The following is a 14,457-nucleotide window of genomic DNA, read 5'->3' as shown; positions in this document are numbered from 1 at the left end:
CTTACGGCGCAGCATTCGCCACATGGCGCAGAGATTTCAGAGCGCCACAGGGGTATGGAATTCAAGGCACCCGTTTCGTGGCTTGCTCCGGACCTGCAGCATCCAGCCTTTGTTGAAAGTGCTCAAGCTGCATGACCAACTCTATCCTGCGATGTTCCGGGAGCCGTGTCCACAAATCCTGAGGTGAACCTTTGACTGCTCATGCACGCTCGGTGTGAATCAGGATTTGGGTTCACCCTTGTGCAGCGCGTCGAGGAATTGGCTTTGGGCCTGGCGCCTTTGATCATCGGTTCTTGCGGTTTCCCAAGCCTCGAACGATCGCACCCACTTGCATCAAGTGATCTGCCAACGGGTTGGACTTGCGCCAGATCATTCCGATCGTTCTTGACGGTGTTGGGCTGGGGAACCGGGCAATGGAAACGTCAGCTGACCGGGTTTCCAGGTTGAGCGCCATTTCTGGAATGAGCGTCACGCCCATTCCTGCGCCCACCATCTGCACCAGTGTGGACAGCGAACTGCCCTCCATCAATTGCCGTGGCTGCGTTTTCTTTATCTCGCAGAAACTCAATGCCTGATCGCGAAAGCAGTGACCTTCTTCGAGGAGCAGCAAACGCATGGTCCTGAGCATGTCAGGACTTGGCACGGGCTTTTCCGCGTCAGAGCTTGGACGAACAAGGACAAAATCCTCTTTGAAGAGTGCAAACTCCCTCAGGGCTTGTTCCGAAATCGGCAGCGCTACGATGGCCGCGTCCAGACGGGACTCCAATAGATCTGCCACGAGGGACTTCGTGACCGATTCCCGAACCTCCAGCTCAATATCAGGGAAGCGCTCTGACAAAGCAGCTATTGTCGATGGAAGGAGATATGGTGCAACTGTTGGAATGACACCCAGTCGAAACCGACCGGCAAGTGGGCCATGCGCGGCGCGGACAAGGTCCTCCAGTTCATCGACTGCAACCAGGACTTGACGCGCCTTACGAACAAAGTCTTCGCCAATGCGCGTCAGCCTGACTGTGCGGGGCCCTCGTTCCACCAGTGCCGTTCCCGTTATTGCCTCCAATTCCTTGATTTGAAGCGACAGTGCAGGCTGAGAGATCGAGCAGGCATCTGCAGCCTGTCCGAAATGCTGGTGTCTGGCCAAGGCATCAAGATACCGAAGCTGTTTGATCGTAAGAGCAGCCATTGGAAAATCTTATCATTATCTTTTGAATATCCAATTGGAATTTATCAATCCCAAAGGTTAGAACCATTCTAGAAAGAGCACGATGCTCTTCATGATTCACTGCGAGGGAGAAGATCATGGATGGAAACAACATCGACCCGACTGGCGGCTGTCCTGTAATGCATGGCGGCAATACGGAGATGGGCAACAGCGTCACGAAATGGTGGCCGAGTGCTCTGAACCTGGACATCCTGCACCAGCATGGTGCGCGCACCAACCCGATGGATCCGGATTATGACCACCGGAAAGCGGTGAAGGGCCTTGACTATGAAGCGGTCAAAGCAGACGTCAAAGCGCTCATGACCGACAGTCAGGATTGGTGGCCGGCCGATTGGGGTCATTATGGCGGACTGATGATCCGTCTGGCATGGCACTCTGCAGGGTCGTACCGGATGGGCGACGGACGTGGCGGTGCAGGCAGTGGCAACATTCGCTTCGCTCCCCTCAACTCCTGGCCGGACAATGCAAGCCTCGACAAGGCGCGTCGTCTGCTTTGGCCGGTCAAGAAAAAGTACGGCAATGCGCTCAGCTGGGCCGATCTGATCATCCTTGCCGGGAACATGGCCTACGAGTCGATGGGCCTCAAAACTTTTGGTTTTGGCTTTGGTCGCGCCGACATATGGGGTCCTGAGCAGGACGTGAACTGGGGTGCCGAAAACGAATGGCTTGCTCCTTCCGAGAGCCGCTATGGCGATCTGGATGACACTTCGACCCTGTATAACCCACTCGCTGCCGTTCATATGGGGCTGATCTATGTGAACCCGGAAGGCGTGAACGGGAATCCCGATCCGGCGCGGACAGCCAAACATGTCCGCGAAACCTTTGCCCGTATGGCAATGAACGATGAAGAGACTGCTGCTCTGACGTGCGGTGGGCATACCGTTGGTAAGGCGCACGGCCGCGGCGCTGTCGATAGCATTGGCGCAGAACCGGAAGGCTGTCCCGTCCACGCGCAGGGCTTCGGCTGGGACAACCCGGGGATGGAAGGCAAAGCCGCAAATGCATTCACGTCCGGCATCGAAGGTGCTTGGACCCAACACCCTACCCAATGGGATATGGGGTATTTTGACTACCTCTTCGGGTATGAGTGGGAACTCAAGAAGTCGCCCGCTGGCGCCTGGCAGTGGGAACCGGTCGATATGCCGGAAGACGTCAAGCCTGTCGATGCTTCTGACCCGTCGATCCGTCATAACCCGATCATGACGGACGCCGACATGGCAATGAAAGTCGACCCGATCTACAATGAGATCTGCCAGAAATTCCGTGCGGATCCAGAGTATTTTGCGGACACGTTCGCACGGGCCTGGTTCAAGCTGACACACCGGGACATGGGTCCTAAAGTCAACTACTACGGGCCCGATGTTCCGGCTGAAGACCTCATCTGGCAGGATCCGATCCCGGCCGGCAGCACCGGCTATGATGTGGATGCGGTGAAAGCGAAGATTGCCGACAGCGGTCTGACAGCTGCCGAAATGATTGCAACCGCTTGGGACAGCGCACGTACGTTCCGCGGCTCGGACAAACGCGGTGGCGCAAATGGAGCGCGCATTCGCCTTGCTCCGCAGAAGGACTGGGTCGCCAATGAGCCCGAGCGTCTGGCGAAGGTTCTGGGAATTCTGGAACCAATCGCAGCAGAGACCGGCGCGTCAGTTGCCGACGTGATCGTTCTGGCTGGCAATGTTGGCCTTGAACAATCTATCAAGGCAGCCGGTTTTGATCTCGACGTCCCGTTTGCACCCGGTCGCGGCGACGCGACGGAAGAGCAGACCGACGCAGACAGCTTCGAGGTGCTCGAGCCTCTGGCGTGTGGTTTCCGGAATTTCCAGAAGGAAAAGTATGCTGTCAAACCGGAAGAGCTGATGCTTGATAAAGCTCAGCTTCTTGGCCTGACCGCCGCAGAAATGACCGTTCTTGTTGGCGGGATGCGGATGCTGGGCACAAACTTCGGCGGCAATAAGCATGGTGTGTTTACGGACCGCGAGGGGCAGTTGACCAACGACTTCTTCGTCAATCTGACCGACATGTCCTACAGCTGGCATCCGGTCGAGGATGACCTGTACGAAGTGCGCGACCGCAAGTCGGGCGAAGTCAAGTGGACGGCAACAAGCGCGGATCTGGTGTTCGGATCAAATTCGATCCTCCGCGCCTATGCAGAGGTCTATGCGCAGGACGACAACGCCGAGAAGTTCGTGCGTGATTTCGTTGCTGCGTGGACGAAAGTCATGAACGCGGATCGTTTCGATCTGGTTGCTTGATCGACTAAACCAGCCCGGGCAGCTCTGACTGCCCGGGCGTTTTCAGTTCAAGCGCAACGTCTCCGAACCCAAAATCGCTTTCCAATTACTGTCGGTGTCAGGGCCAAAGGCGGTTGCGTCGTCTTTCTGAAAGATACCGAAGCTTTTACATCGGGTTCATTTAACGATATTGCCCTTCGAGGCACTTCGAGTTGGACTAGAAGGTAACATGGGCACATCGGGCAACCTCCTTTTTCTCATAGCTTTGCTGCCGTTCCTCGGCGCGCTGGTTCCGGGAGTGATGATTCGAGCCGGGCGGAATGCCTGCGCTTCCTTCACGGCGGTGCCAACGGCCTTGGCGTTGATCCTTCTGCTCACATTTGCGCCTGCAGTGATGAACGGCGAAACGATCCAGGCAGAGATCGAGTGGCTACCTCAACTTGGATTGTCCGCGTCCTTCTTCCTGGACGGTCTGGGCCTGCTATTTGCCTGCATGATCCTCGGAGTTGGCTTGCTGATCACGCTTTACGCGCGGTTCTATCTGTCGGGGGATGATCCAGTTGGTCAGTTCTACACTTACCTCCTGCTGTTTCAGGGTGCGATGCTCGGGATTGTGATTTCCGATAACATCTTGCTTTTGCTCATCTTCTGGGAGCTTACATCGCTGTCCTCCTTCCTGCTCATCGGCTATTGGAAGCACCTTCCAGAAGGCCGTCAGGGTGCGCGTATGGCGCTTGCTGTGACCGGGGCGGGTGGTTTGGCGATGATCGGGGGGATGTTGATCCTCGGAAACATCGTCGGCAGTTACAACCTGACCGATATCTTGCAGGCGGGCGATGCAATTCGTGCCTCGGATTGGTACATGGCTGCGCTGATCCTGATCCTGCTGGGCGCGTTCACAAAGTCCGCGCAATTCCCATTCCATTTCTGGTTGCCGCACGCGATGGCGGCTCCAACACCCGTTTCGGCCTATCTTCACTCAGCCACCATGGTGAAAGCAGGTGTATTTCTGATGGCGCGCATGTGGCCGGTTCTGTCAGGTACCGACGCGTGGTTCTACATCGTCGCCACCACGGGATTGGTCACTATGGTTGTGGGCGCGTTGATTGCGTTGTTCAAAGATGACCTCAAGGCGCTCCTCGCATTTTCGACCGTCAGCCACCTTGGTCTGCTGACGATGTTGCTGGGTTTCGGAACCGATGCTGCCGCGGTCGCGGCGGTCTTTCACATTATCAATCACCTGACCTTCAAAGCCGCTCTCTTCATGACGGCCGGGATCATCGATCATGAAACCCACACCCGTGACATCAAGCGGTTGGGAGGGTTGCGGCATCTCATGCCGATAACCTTCGGGATCGGAACCATCGCGGCATTGTCGATGGCGGGAATACCGTTGTTCAACGGCTTTCTTTCAAAAGAGATGATGCTGGAAGAAGCGTCCCACACGACATGGCTCGACAGTCACTACGTCGTTCCTGTGTTGGCGACCATTGGTGCTCTGCTGTCCGTGGCCTACTCTTTCCGATTTGTCGCGCATGTGTTTCTTGGCCCGGTCCGCGATGATTACCCATCGAAGCCACATGATCCGCCGTTCGGGCTGTGGGCGGCGCCTGCGCTGCTCGCCACGCTGGTTGTTTTGATCGGGGTCATGCCTTTCCTTGCCGAAGGTATCGTGACGGCGGCGGCCAATGCTGTCACGGGTGGTGACCTTCACCCGCATCTCAAGATTTGGCACGGTGTTACTCCGGCCCTTTACATGTCCGTAATCGCAGTAATCGGTGGCGGGATACTTCTGATGCTCCATGGGCCACTGGACCGAGCCTGGATCAAGGCACCTCGACCCGAGGCGAAGGATATCTTTGATCGCCTCGTTGCGGCGCTGGTTGGCTTTACCCGGTTGGTTACGGAAGCGACTCATAACGGTGCGATCAGCCGCTACCTTGCAATATTCACGGTGGCGTCCGTGGCACTCGGGACCATCGCCTTTTTCGGAGGCGGATTGTCTGCTCCTTCACGGGGTCTTCTTCCGGTTCCGGCTGTGATTGCCGTGGGTTGGCTGATGCTGATCGTCGCCACGGTGAGCGTTGTGACGATGCATCACAACAGGTTCCGCGCGCTTGTACTGATCGGGATCATCGGTCTGACCATATCTGCCGGCTTTGTATATATGTCCGCGCCTGACCTGGCTCTGACACAGATTTCTGTCGAAACGGTTACGATCATGCTGTTGCTTTTGGCGCTGCATTTCCTGCCAAAGGAAACGCCAAGAGAAAGCTCTGTCGGTCGCAAAACCCGCGATGGTCTGATCGCACTGGCTGCGGGAGGTGGCGTCGGCGGTCTGGCCTACGCGTTCATGCAACGCGATATTTCCACGATCTCCTCGTATCATGTGGAGAACAGTTACGAAGGCGGCGGAGGCACCAATGTGGTGAACGTGATCCTCGTCGATTTCCGTGGCTATGACACTTACGGCGAGATCATCGTTCTCGGAATTGCAGGTCTGTTGATCTACGCGCTGATGCACGCGTTGCTTGATGGACCGGCTGCCCGGAGACTGCGGAATACCGATTACTCCCAGGATCGTTCGCGCGACCGTCACCCGCTGATGATGGTTGTCGTAACACGTGTCCTGATGCCAATTGCGGTTCTCGTCGGCATCTACATCTTCCTTCGGGGACACAACCAACCGGGTGGTGGTTTCGTTGCCGGACTCGTCGTCGCCATCGCGCTTCTGATGCAATACATGGCTTCGGGTTTTGCATGGACGCAGGCTAGAAAACGTATCGAATATCACAGCATGATCGGCTTTGGCGTATTGATTGCCGGGCTGACAGGGGCGGGCGCTTGGGTGTTCGGTGTGCCTTTCCTCACCAGTTCCTACACCTATGTGCATTTGCCCCCGATCGAGGAGTTCGAGCTTGCTACGGCGATGCTGTTTGATCTGGGCGTTTTCCTTACGGTCCTCGGTGCTGTGATGCTGATGCTCTACAGCCTGTCGCGGATTGCACGCTATGCCGGTGAAACAGTGAATGTCACGCCCATGGATTACGATCCGGGCACCCGTACAACTGACAGCGTGGAGGAGGGCTGACATGGAGCTTCTCGTTGCAAGCGCTATCGGAGCGATGACGGCCGGAGGCGTTTACCTGATCCTGCGTCTCAGAACGTTCCCAGTGATCCTTGGTCTGGCGCTTCTGTCGTATGCTGTGAACGTATTCCTGTTTTCCAGCGGTCGGCTCGCCATCGACATGTCGCCCATTCTGTCGAAATACGGTGAGGCCAGTTACACCGATCCCCTGCCGCAGGCATTGGTTCTTACGGCCATCGTGATTTCTTTTGGCATGACCGCAGTCTTGGTGATGATCTCACTTGGAGCCTTTCTGGAAGCTGACAGTGACGAAATCGATATAGCCCAAGCCGATCAAATCGAGGATTCCGCGCAATGAGCCACTGGATCATCGTTCCTATTGTCTTGCCGGCCATGCTTGCACCGCTGATTGGCTTTGTCATGCGGCACGACATCGTACTTGCGCGCATCGCATCGACAGTCGGCACGGTTTTGCTGCTTGGCGTCTGCATTGGTCTTGCCGCTATGGCTGCCGATGGGGATACGCATATCTATCGTCTTGGCGACTGGCCCGCACCCTTCGGGATCGTGCTGGTATTGGACCGTCTGTCCGCCCTGATGATCCTTCTCACAGCCAGTTTGGCTTTGATGGTGCTGCTTCACGCCATCGCCACCGGATGGGACTCACGCGGCCGACATTTTCATGCGCTTTTTCAATTCCAACTCATGGGGATTTGCGGCGCGTTCTTAACTGGTGACATCTTCAATCTGTTTGTTTTCTTCGAGGTGTTGTTGATCGCGTCCTACGGCTTGATGATCCATTCTGGCGGTCGAGAGCGGATGCGCGCTGGCCTGCAATACGTCGTGATGAACCTCGCAGGTTCAACGCTGTTCCTTTTCGCGCTGGGCACGCTCTACGCCAGCACGGGAACGCTGAACATTGCGGATCTGGCTGCCAAAGTGGCGGACATTCCGCCGGAGGACGCCGCGCTGGTACGGGTCTCGGCGATGCTTCTGATGATCGTGTTCGCCGTCAAAGCGGCACTGTTTCCGGTGCAGTTCTGGTTGCCAGCAACCTATGCAAACGCCCCCGCTCCGGTTGCTGCGCTGTTCGCGATCATGACCAAGGTCGGTGCCTACGCGTTGCTTCGGGTGTATACGGTTGCTTTCGGCCCCGGCATAGATGGAACCGAAGGGATTGCGGATACGTGGCTGTTCCCGGCGGCGATTGTTACGATCGCGTTGGGCGCATTCGGTGTACTGGGCGCACGACGTCTGATGCCGATGATCAGCTTCTCGGTGATCGGATCGATGGGCACTTTGCTTGTCGCGGTTGCAGCGTTCTCACCGGCGGCAACCACCGCTGCTCTCTACTATATGGTGCACTCTACCTTTGCTGCGGCAAGCCTGTTCCTGATCGCCGATCTTGTGGTTAGCCGGCGTGAGGGAGACTCTCTCCGGCCGGAACCGGCCACGGTTCAGAACGGGTTGTTTGCCGCGATCTTCTTTGCCGCGATGATCGCCATGGCAGGCATGCCACCTCTTAGTGGCTTCTTGGGCAAGCTGCTGGTGCTTGATGCGCTGCGGGAACCGGGCCAAATGGTTTGGGCATGGACGGCGATCCTTATCGGTTCACTGATCACGATCGTTGGCTTCGCGCGCGCGGGGAGTGCCTTGTTTTGGAAATCGACTTCTATTCCACAAGCTTCACCCGACCCTGAAATCGAACCGGATGGGCAGTTGCTTCTGGCTCGTCACGCCGGTGTTTTCGAAGTCGCACCAGTGATGCTCACGCTCGCCGCCTTGGTCGGACTGGCCATTTTTGCAGGGCCGGTCGCGGAGTACCTGGACGAGACGTCTGCTCAGTTGTTTGACCGACCGGGATACATCTCGGCTGTGCTGAACCCAGACGCGGAGAACTAAGCCATGCTGCGTCGTCTGATCCCACACCCGCTGCTGAGCCTTGCTCTGGTTTTTGTCTGGCTCGGGCTGGTCAACAAGTTCACCTTGGGCAACTTGATCCTTGGCGTTGTCTTCGCCGTTATCATTCCGATGCTGACCGCGCCGTATTGGCCTGACCGCCCGAAGATCGCAAAACCGCTGCGTGTTATCGAATACGTGTTGGTTGTCCTTTGGGATATCGTGGTGGCCAATGTACAGGTGGCGGCCATCATTCTTTTCCGAAGCAATCCAGATATCCGCTCTCACTGGATTGTGGTTCCCCTTGAACTGACCTCGGCCGAGGCGATCACCGTGCTGGCAGGAACGATCACCATGACCCCCGGCACAGTCTCGGCCATGCTTGCCGCCGACGGAGGCAGTATTCTGGTGCACTGCCTGCACATTGACGATCCGGACGGAGTGCGCGATGAGATCAAGTCGCGCTACGAACGCCGATTGAAGGAGATTTTCCAATGATCGAAGCCGCGATACTGTTTGCAGCTGCGTGTTATGGCATCGCCCTGCTGTTGGATCTCTGGAGGATTGTGAAGGGCCCCAACGCAGCCGATCGCATTCTTGCGCTTGATACAATGGTCATCAATGTCATTGCCTTGCTCGTTCTTTATGGCGTCTGGCGCGACACGGCGATCTATTTCGAGGCAGCGATGCTGGTTGCCATGGTCGGCTTTGTGTCGACCGTGGCGTACTGCCGGTTCCTGCTTCGCGGCGACATTATCGAATGAGGCACTGACATGAGCTTTGTTACGGAACTACTCATCGCCATTTCTCTGGTCGTCAGCGGGGTGTTCGGTTTGGTGGGCTCCTACGGGCTGGTCAAACTCCAGGACTCGCTACAGCGGTTGCACGCGCCGACAAAGGCGACGACACTTGGCGTCGGCGGCGTGTTGATCGCGTCCATGCTGTATTTCTTTGCGAAGACAGACCACCTGTCTATCCATGAACTGCTGATCACGGTCTTTCTTCTTCTTACCGCGCCGATTACCGCGAATTTCATTGCAAAGACCTACATGGCACGCAATCTGAAAGAGTCGGATTTGCCGGACAGCCAAAGCTCTTGCGGCTGGTCCGTCTTTGATGAACCGCCCGAACAGACGGCCGATAAGTAGTAGCTTCGAACGGGCACCTATTGCAGGAACGACATCAGTTCCTTCACACGTGCCCGGCCCAGTTCGACACGGCAGGAGCGAATCGCGATCTCCGTACCGGATCCGCCTCCGAAGGTTGATCCGACAAATTCACAATGCGCATCGCGGTAGATCTCCCAAGCGGATTGCCCCGCCTTTAGTGCAGGTACGGCTGTATCGCGCTCGGTTGCGGCGTCCAATTCGGCTGCTGACTCCATGGCGAACCGCAGAGCGACCTCAATGGTTTGATTGACCGTTGTTTCGGCCTCGCCCACGCAATTCCCGATCTCGACCTGGCTTGAACTGTTCATACTGCATTCGAAAGAGGGGTCTGCCGATGCCGCAGACCAACCGACCATGGCCAGGAGAGTGACCGCTAAGGCAACAGCAAATCTCGTCATTCGGCTTTCCTTTCCGTCCTGATCTCTCCCGTCGTCAAGACCGGAGACGCGTCCAACCCGCGTGCATCAAGCATATCCGCAACCCGTTCGAGTGTCGCGACAAGCTGGGCCTGTTCCCAGTCTGCCAGTTCCAGAAATTTTCTCACATACCGTTGTTGCAGCGCGTCCGGAGCATCCTGAAGCCTGGTGTGTCCCTCTGACGTGACGGTGACGTTGGTTTGGCGCCGGTCCTGTTCAGAGGGAATTCGCTTGACCAGCTGTTGTGCCACCAGTTTGTCGACCAAGGCGGATACGGTTGCTTGGCTGACGCCCATCTGCGTCGCCAACGCCTTCTGCGTTACGCTTTCCTTCTCGTCAACGATCTGCAGCACCCGAAGCTGCGCGGGTGTCAGCCCCACGGCTTGAGCAAGATCCCGGGCATATAACTCGGTCGCTCGCAGAATGCGTCGCAGCGCAATCAGGCTGTCGTCCATCCTCTGAGGCGTCGTTGTGCTCATTGGAAGAGCTTCGCACATTTTTCGAAGCGGCCGCAATCTTCCTTCGCTTGGAACCAAGTCGGTCCTTGCGAGTTAACGCTTAGTAAAAGCAATAGAGATTCATGACGATTTGAATAGAATAACTAACTAAAATTTTGCAATGAAATATATAAATAACAGCTTTAAATTGCAGCTAGGCTATGTTCTTGAAATCAGTGACCAGATGAACTACTTAGCCAAACGAACTAAAGATGAGGTGGAAGCCATGCCAAAGAACAGTGATCCGGATCGAACGCGAAAGCCCCGTCTGCGCAAGCCAGATGCGACGGACGGGGCTGCCATTTGGGAGCTTGTGAAGGACTGCAAGCCTCTCGACGAAAATTCGATGTATTGTAATTTGGTACAGGCCGACCACTTCCGGGAGACCTGTGTTGTCGCAGAATTGGACGGATGCGTCGTTGGATGGGTCTCTGGGCACATGATACCAGATCAGGACGCGCTGTTTGTTTGGCAGGTGGCCGTTAGCGAAAAGGCGCGGGGTCTGGGCCTCGCCAAATCCATGCTTCTTGAGTTGATCGAGCGTGATGTCTGCGATGCCGCTACACACCTCAAAACCACGATCACGCGTGACAATGATGCGTCGTGGGCCTTGTTCCGTGGCTTCGCGAGATCGATCGGCGGAACTCTGACCGACGTGCCTCACTTCAAGCGCGACACCCACTTCGAAGGGCGTCACGACACGGAATACATGGTGTCGATTTCGCTGCCTAAGGTTAGCAACCTCAAGCGCGCGGCCTGACCGTCTCCCTCTACAATCCAATTTCAATGCCTTGAAAGGACATGCAATGCCCAAGGACATGAGTCATTCTGTTTCGATATTCGAGCGTCGCGAGAGTGCGGCCCGATCCTATTGCCGGGGGATGCCGGCGACCTTTGCCACGGCGCAGGGTTCAGAGATCACCGATGAGGCGGGTAAGACGTGGATCGACTTTCTAGCCGGCTGCTCTTCGTTGAACTATGGTCACAATGATCCGGACATGAAAGCCGCTCTGATTGAGCACATCTCCAATGATGGGCTGGCCCACGGTTTGGACCTTCATACCGACACAAAAGCGGCATTCCTTGAAGCGTTCGAGAGTCACATTCTTGAACCCCGCGATATGGACCACCGCGTGATGTTCACGGGTCCTACCGGCGCAAATGCCGTTGAGGCCGCGATGAAGATTGCGCGCAAGGTGACCGGACGCACTAACATAATCGCTTTCACCAATGGCTTTCACGGCGTTACCACTGGCGCGCTTTCGGCAACGGGCAATGGCTACCATCGCGGGGGCGCCGGTACGTCGTTGAACGGTGTCACGCGTATGCCATTCGACAATTATTTCCCCGGAGAGACCAATACGGCAGAGTTCCTTGAGGCCATGCTGAAGGACCAGTCCGGCGGTGTGGATGCGCCTGCTGCCATTTTGCTGGAAACGGTGCAGGGTGAGGGTGGTCTGAACGCCGCAAGCCCGGAATGGGTCCGACACATCGCAAAGCTGGCAAAAGACAACGGCGCTCTTCTGATTATCGACGATATTCAGGCAGGCTGCGGCCGCTGCGGAACATTTTTTTCATTCGAAGATATGGGTGTCACGCCAGATATCGTGACGATGGCAAAATCGGTTTCCGGGTTCGGTCTGCCGATGGCCATGGTTCTGGTGAAACCGGACTATGACATCTTCGGCCCGGCAGAGCACAACGGCACTTTCCGCGGGAACACGCACGCGTTTGTGACGGCAAGAGTTGCTATCGAAAAGTTCTGGTCCAATGATGCTTTCCAGCGCGAGTTGAGCGAAAAGGCGCAGATAGTGCACGACGCTCTGGCCGATCTCGCTGCAATGGTGCCCGACGCCCATCTCAAGGGGCGCGGTCTGATGCAGGGCGTTGATGTGATTTCGGGTGATCTTGCGTCGGAGATCTGCGCGCGGGCCTACGAAAAAGGTCTCATCATCGAAACATCGGGCAGCGAGGATCAGGTTATCAAGGTATTGGCACCTTTGACCACACCCACAGATACGCTGCGGAAGGGTCTGAACATTCTCCTCGATGCAGCGAACGACGTCTTGACCGGTACAAACAAGATTGCGGCGGAGTAACCGAAATGATTGTCAGAGACTTCAACAAGATCGTTGAGCAGGAAAAGAACCGGGTTGTCTCGGACGCGAATTGGACCAGCGTGCGGATGCTTCTGGCTGACGACAACATGGGTTTTTCCTTCCATATCACCTTTCTGGAAGAGGGTTCCGAACACACCTTTGAATACAAGAACCACTTCGAAAGCGTCTACTGTATGAAAGGAAAGGGTTCCATCACCGACCTTGCCACCGGTGAGACGCATGAGATCACGCCGGGTGTGATGTATGCGCTCGACAAACACGACCGGCACAGTCTTCGCGCGGACGAGGAACTTGTCATGGCCTGTTGTTTCAATCCGCCGGTGACGGGCAGTGAAGTCCACCGTGCAGATGGGTCCTACGCGGCGCCCGAGGACGCCTGACATGACCCACACTGTTGAAAAGATCGGCGGGACATCCATGTCCCGCCTGTGCGAACTCAGAGACACGCTGTTTATCGGAGGTCGTTCTGCAGAGGACATCTACAACCGAATATTTGTTGTGTCCGCTTTTGGCGGGATTACAAACCTCCTTCTCGAACACAAGAAATCCGGTGAACCGGGCGTATACGCGCTTTTCGCCAACGACGACAGCAATCACAAATGGCAGGACGCGCTTGACCGTGTTGCCAAGGCTATGAAGGCAGCGCATGGGGACATCCTCAGCCACAAGGGGGATATCCAGCAGGCGGATCTGTTCGTCGATGAACGGATTTTGGGGGCACGCAACTGCCTGATCGATCTACAGCGATTGTGCTCTTACGGCCATTTCCGGTTGCCGGAACATATGGGGCATATCCGTGAACTATTGTCTGGCCTTGGCGAAGCCCATTCCGCATTTGTCACAACGCTTCTTTTGCAGCGAAGTGGAATAGAAGCGCGGTTTGTGGATTTGTCCGGATGGCGGGACGAGGGAGACGTCGATCTCAAAACACGGATCACGGATGCGCTCGAGGCAATCGATCCCGCATCTGAGATGCCAATTGTGACTGGGTATGCACAGTGCGTCGATGGTTTGATGAACGAATTTGATCGAGGATACTCCGAGGTCACGTTCTCACATCTCGCTGCTCTGACCGGTGCAAGAGAAGCGATCATCCACAAGGAGTTTCACCTGTCCTCGGCGGATCCAAATCTTGTTGGGGCAGGTGCAGTGCGAAAGCTTGGTCGTACGAATTACGACGTGGCCGATCAACTTTCGAACATGGGCATGGAGGCCATCCATCCGAACGCGGCCAAGACCCTTCGGCAGGCTGGAGTGCCACTGCGCGTCACAAATGCCTTCGATCCGGGAGACCCGGGTACGCTGATTGACGACCAGCCTGCAGATGAGGCCGCAGCAGAAATTGTCACGGGGTTGGACATCGTGGCGTTGGAAGTGTTCGAGCAGGACATGGTTGGGGTCAAAGGCTACGATTCCGGAGTCCTCGACATTTTGAAGCGTCATAATGTTCGGATCGTGTCGAAGGTCTCAAACGCAAATACGATCACGCATTATCTCGATGCGTCGCTCAAGACGATGCGTCGGGTAGAGCGCGACATCGCCAAGCTTTTCCCGGCAGCCGAGATCTCGACACGCCGACTTGCGATGGTTTCCGTGATCGGTCGTGATCTGCGAGGTCTGTCTGTTCTGACGCGGGGATTGCAGGCTATCGCCAATGCAGGCCGCGAAGCGATCGGCGCGAGTCAGGGGCCCCGCAATGTGGACGTTCAGTTTGTGATGGACCGGGATTCCATGGAAGCGGTCATTAAAGCGCTTCATGCCGAACTGATCGAAAATGCCCCTACAACGCTGTCGCGCGCGGCATGACATGTC

General features: G+C 56.3%; 14 protein-coding genes. 11 read left to right on the top strand and 3 right to left on the bottom strand.

Going from position 1 to position 14,457, the window contains the following annotated elements; all coding sequences use genetic code 11:
* Positions 1–283: 283 nt before the first annotated feature.
* A complete protein-coding gene (locus tag MGEO_RS02840; RefSeq protein ID WP_085635162.1) occupies positions 284–1,183 on the bottom strand; it encodes a hydrogen peroxide-inducible genes activator in 900 nt (299 codons plus the stop codon).
* A gap of 116 nt (positions 1,184–1,299) precedes the next feature.
* Between MGEO_RS02840 and katG the strand changes: the two genes are divergently transcribed.
* The 7 genes from katG (at position 1,300) to MGEO_RS02805 (ending at position 9,591) form a co-directional block, all read left to right on the top strand.
* Positions 1,300–3,477: a catalase/peroxidase HPI gene (gene katG, locus MGEO_RS02835; RefSeq protein ID WP_085635161.1), complete on the top strand. Its 2,178-nt coding sequence runs from the start codon at positions 1,300–1,302 to the stop codon at positions 3,475–3,477.
* 208 nt (positions 3,478–3,685) lie between these two features.
* The gene (locus tag MGEO_RS02830; RefSeq protein ID WP_085635160.1) at positions 3,686–6,547 is read left to right on the top strand and encodes a monovalent cation/H+ antiporter subunit A; all 2,862 of its coding nucleotides are present in this window, start codon (positions 3,686–3,688) and stop codon (positions 6,545–6,547) included.
* A gap of 1 nt (position 6,548) precedes the next feature.
* A complete protein-coding gene (locus MGEO_RS02825) occupies positions 6,549–6,902 on the top strand; it encodes a Na+/H+ antiporter subunit C (protein WP_085635159.1) in 354 nt (117 codons plus the stop codon).
* Positions 6,899–8,446, top strand: coding sequence for a monovalent cation/H+ antiporter subunit D (locus MGEO_RS02820; RefSeq protein WP_085635158.1), 1,548 nt, complete (start codon positions 6,899–6,901; stop codon positions 8,444–8,446). The genes MGEO_RS02825 and MGEO_RS02820 overlap by 4 nt, the downstream gene beginning before the upstream one ends.
* Positions 8,447–8,449: 3 nt before the next feature.
* On the top strand, positions 8,450–8,941 hold the full coding sequence (locus MGEO_RS02815) for a Na+/H+ antiporter subunit E (RefSeq protein ID WP_085635157.1): 492 nt from the start codon (positions 8,450–8,452) through the stop codon (positions 8,939–8,941).
* The gene (locus tag MGEO_RS02810; RefSeq protein ID WP_085635156.1) at positions 8,938–9,207 is read left to right on the top strand and encodes a K+/H+ antiporter subunit F; all 270 of its coding nucleotides are present in this window, start codon (positions 8,938–8,940) and stop codon (positions 9,205–9,207) included. Before MGEO_RS02815 ends, MGEO_RS02810 begins: the two co-directional genes overlap by 4 nt.
* A 9-nt stretch (positions 9,208–9,216) precedes the next feature.
* Entirely contained in the window at positions 9,217–9,591 is a 375-nt protein-coding gene (locus MGEO_RS02805) for a Na+/H+ antiporter subunit G (protein ID WP_085635155.1), read from the top strand.
* Between the two features lie 17 nt (positions 9,592–9,608).
* Here MGEO_RS02805 and MGEO_RS02800 read toward each other — a convergent pair whose 3' ends face one another.
* Positions 9,609–9,920 carry a lysozyme inhibitor LprI family protein gene (locus MGEO_RS02800; protein WP_233139544.1) on the bottom strand — a complete coding sequence of 104 codons (312 nt, stop codon included), beginning with the start codon at positions 9,918–9,920 and terminating at the stop codon, positions 9,609–9,611.
* A gap of 86 nt (positions 9,921–10,006) precedes the next feature.
* The gene (locus tag MGEO_RS02795; RefSeq protein WP_085635153.1) at positions 10,007–10,507 is read right to left on the bottom strand and encodes a MarR family winged helix-turn-helix transcriptional regulator; all 501 of its coding nucleotides are present in this window, start codon (positions 10,505–10,507) and stop codon (positions 10,007–10,009) included.
* Positions 10,508–10,751: 244 nt separating this feature from the next.
* Between MGEO_RS02795 and ectA the strand changes: the two genes are divergently transcribed.
* From ectA to MGEO_RS02775, 4 genes are read left to right on the top strand one after another with little or no spacing between them, the layout of a single operon-like run.
* Positions 10,752–11,285, top strand: a complete 534-nt coding sequence (gene ectA, locus MGEO_RS02790) for a diaminobutyrate acetyltransferase (protein ID WP_085635261.1) — start codon at positions 10,752–10,754, stop codon at positions 11,283–11,285.
* 46 nt (positions 11,286–11,331) lie between these two features.
* Positions 11,332–12,624, top strand: a complete 1,293-nt coding sequence (gene ectB, locus MGEO_RS02785) for a diaminobutyrate--2-oxoglutarate transaminase (protein ID WP_085635152.1) — start codon at positions 11,332–11,334, stop codon at positions 12,622–12,624.
* Positions 12,625–12,629: 5 nt separating this feature from the next.
* The gene (locus MGEO_RS02780) at positions 12,630–13,025 is read left to right on the top strand and encodes an ectoine synthase (protein WP_085635151.1); all 396 of its coding nucleotides are present in this window, start codon (positions 12,630–12,632) and stop codon (positions 13,023–13,025) included.
* Between the two features lies 1 nt (position 13,026).
* Positions 13,027–14,451 (top strand): aspartate kinase, encoded by a 1,425-nt coding sequence (locus MGEO_RS02775; RefSeq protein ID WP_085635150.1) that lies wholly within the window; start codon positions 13,027–13,029, stop codon positions 14,449–14,451.
* Positions 14,452–14,457 lie beyond the last annotated feature (6 nt).

The sequence above is a fragment of the Marivita geojedonensis genome (genome assembly GCF_002115805.1).
Taxonomy (GTDB): domain Bacteria; phylum Pseudomonadota; class Alphaproteobacteria; order Rhodobacterales; family Rhodobacteraceae; genus Marivita; species Marivita geojedonensis.
This window is presented reverse-complemented; position numbering and strand designations above follow the sequence as displayed.

What these genes read in the sequence shown, in the direction of transcription:
- MGEO_RS02840 (WP_085635162.1), bottom strand. Translation starts at nt 1,183, where the DNA reads ATGGCTGCTCTTACGATCAAACAGCTTCGGTATCTTGATGCCTTGGCC.
- katG (WP_085635161.1), top strand. Translation starts at nt 1,300, where the DNA reads ATGGATGGAAACAACATCGACCCGACTGGCGGCTGTCCTGTAATGCAT.
- MGEO_RS02815 (WP_085635157.1), top strand. Translation starts at nt 8,450, where the DNA reads ATGCTGCGTCGTCTGATCCCACACCCGCTGCTGAGCCTTGCTCTGGTT.
- MGEO_RS02825 (WP_085635159.1), top strand. Translation starts at nt 6,549, where the DNA reads ATGGAGCTTCTCGTTGCAAGCGCTATCGGAGCGATGACGGCCGGAGGC.
- MGEO_RS02800 (WP_233139544.1), bottom strand. Translation starts at nt 9,920, where the DNA reads ATGAACAGTTCAAGCCAGGTCGAGATCGGGAATTGCGTGGGCGAGGCC.
- ectB (WP_085635152.1), top strand. Translation starts at nt 11,332, where the DNA reads ATGCCCAAGGACATGAGTCATTCTGTTTCGATATTCGAGCGTCGCGAG.
- MGEO_RS02780 (WP_085635151.1), top strand. Translation starts at nt 12,630, where the DNA reads ATGATTGTCAGAGACTTCAACAAGATCGTTGAGCAGGAAAAGAACCGG.
- MGEO_RS02805 (WP_085635155.1), top strand. Translation starts at nt 9,217, where the DNA reads ATGAGCTTTGTTACGGAACTACTCATCGCCATTTCTCTGGTCGTCAGC.
- MGEO_RS02775 (WP_085635150.1), top strand. Translation starts at nt 13,027, where the DNA reads ATGACCCACACTGTTGAAAAGATCGGCGGGACATCCATGTCCCGCCTG.
- MGEO_RS02820 (WP_085635158.1), top strand. Translation starts at nt 6,899, where the DNA reads ATGAGCCACTGGATCATCGTTCCTATTGTCTTGCCGGCCATGCTTGCA.
- MGEO_RS02795 (WP_085635153.1), bottom strand. Translation starts at nt 10,507, where the DNA reads ATGAGCACAACGACGCCTCAGAGGATGGACGACAGCCTGATTGCGCTG.
- MGEO_RS02810 (WP_085635156.1), top strand. Translation starts at nt 8,938, where the DNA reads ATGATCGAAGCCGCGATACTGTTTGCAGCTGCGTGTTATGGCATCGCC.
- ectA (WP_085635261.1), top strand. Translation starts at nt 10,752, where the DNA reads ATGCCAAAGAACAGTGATCCGGATCGAACGCGAAAGCCCCGTCTGCGC.
- MGEO_RS02830 (WP_085635160.1), top strand. Translation starts at nt 3,686, where the DNA reads ATGGGCACATCGGGCAACCTCCTTTTTCTCATAGCTTTGCTGCCGTTC.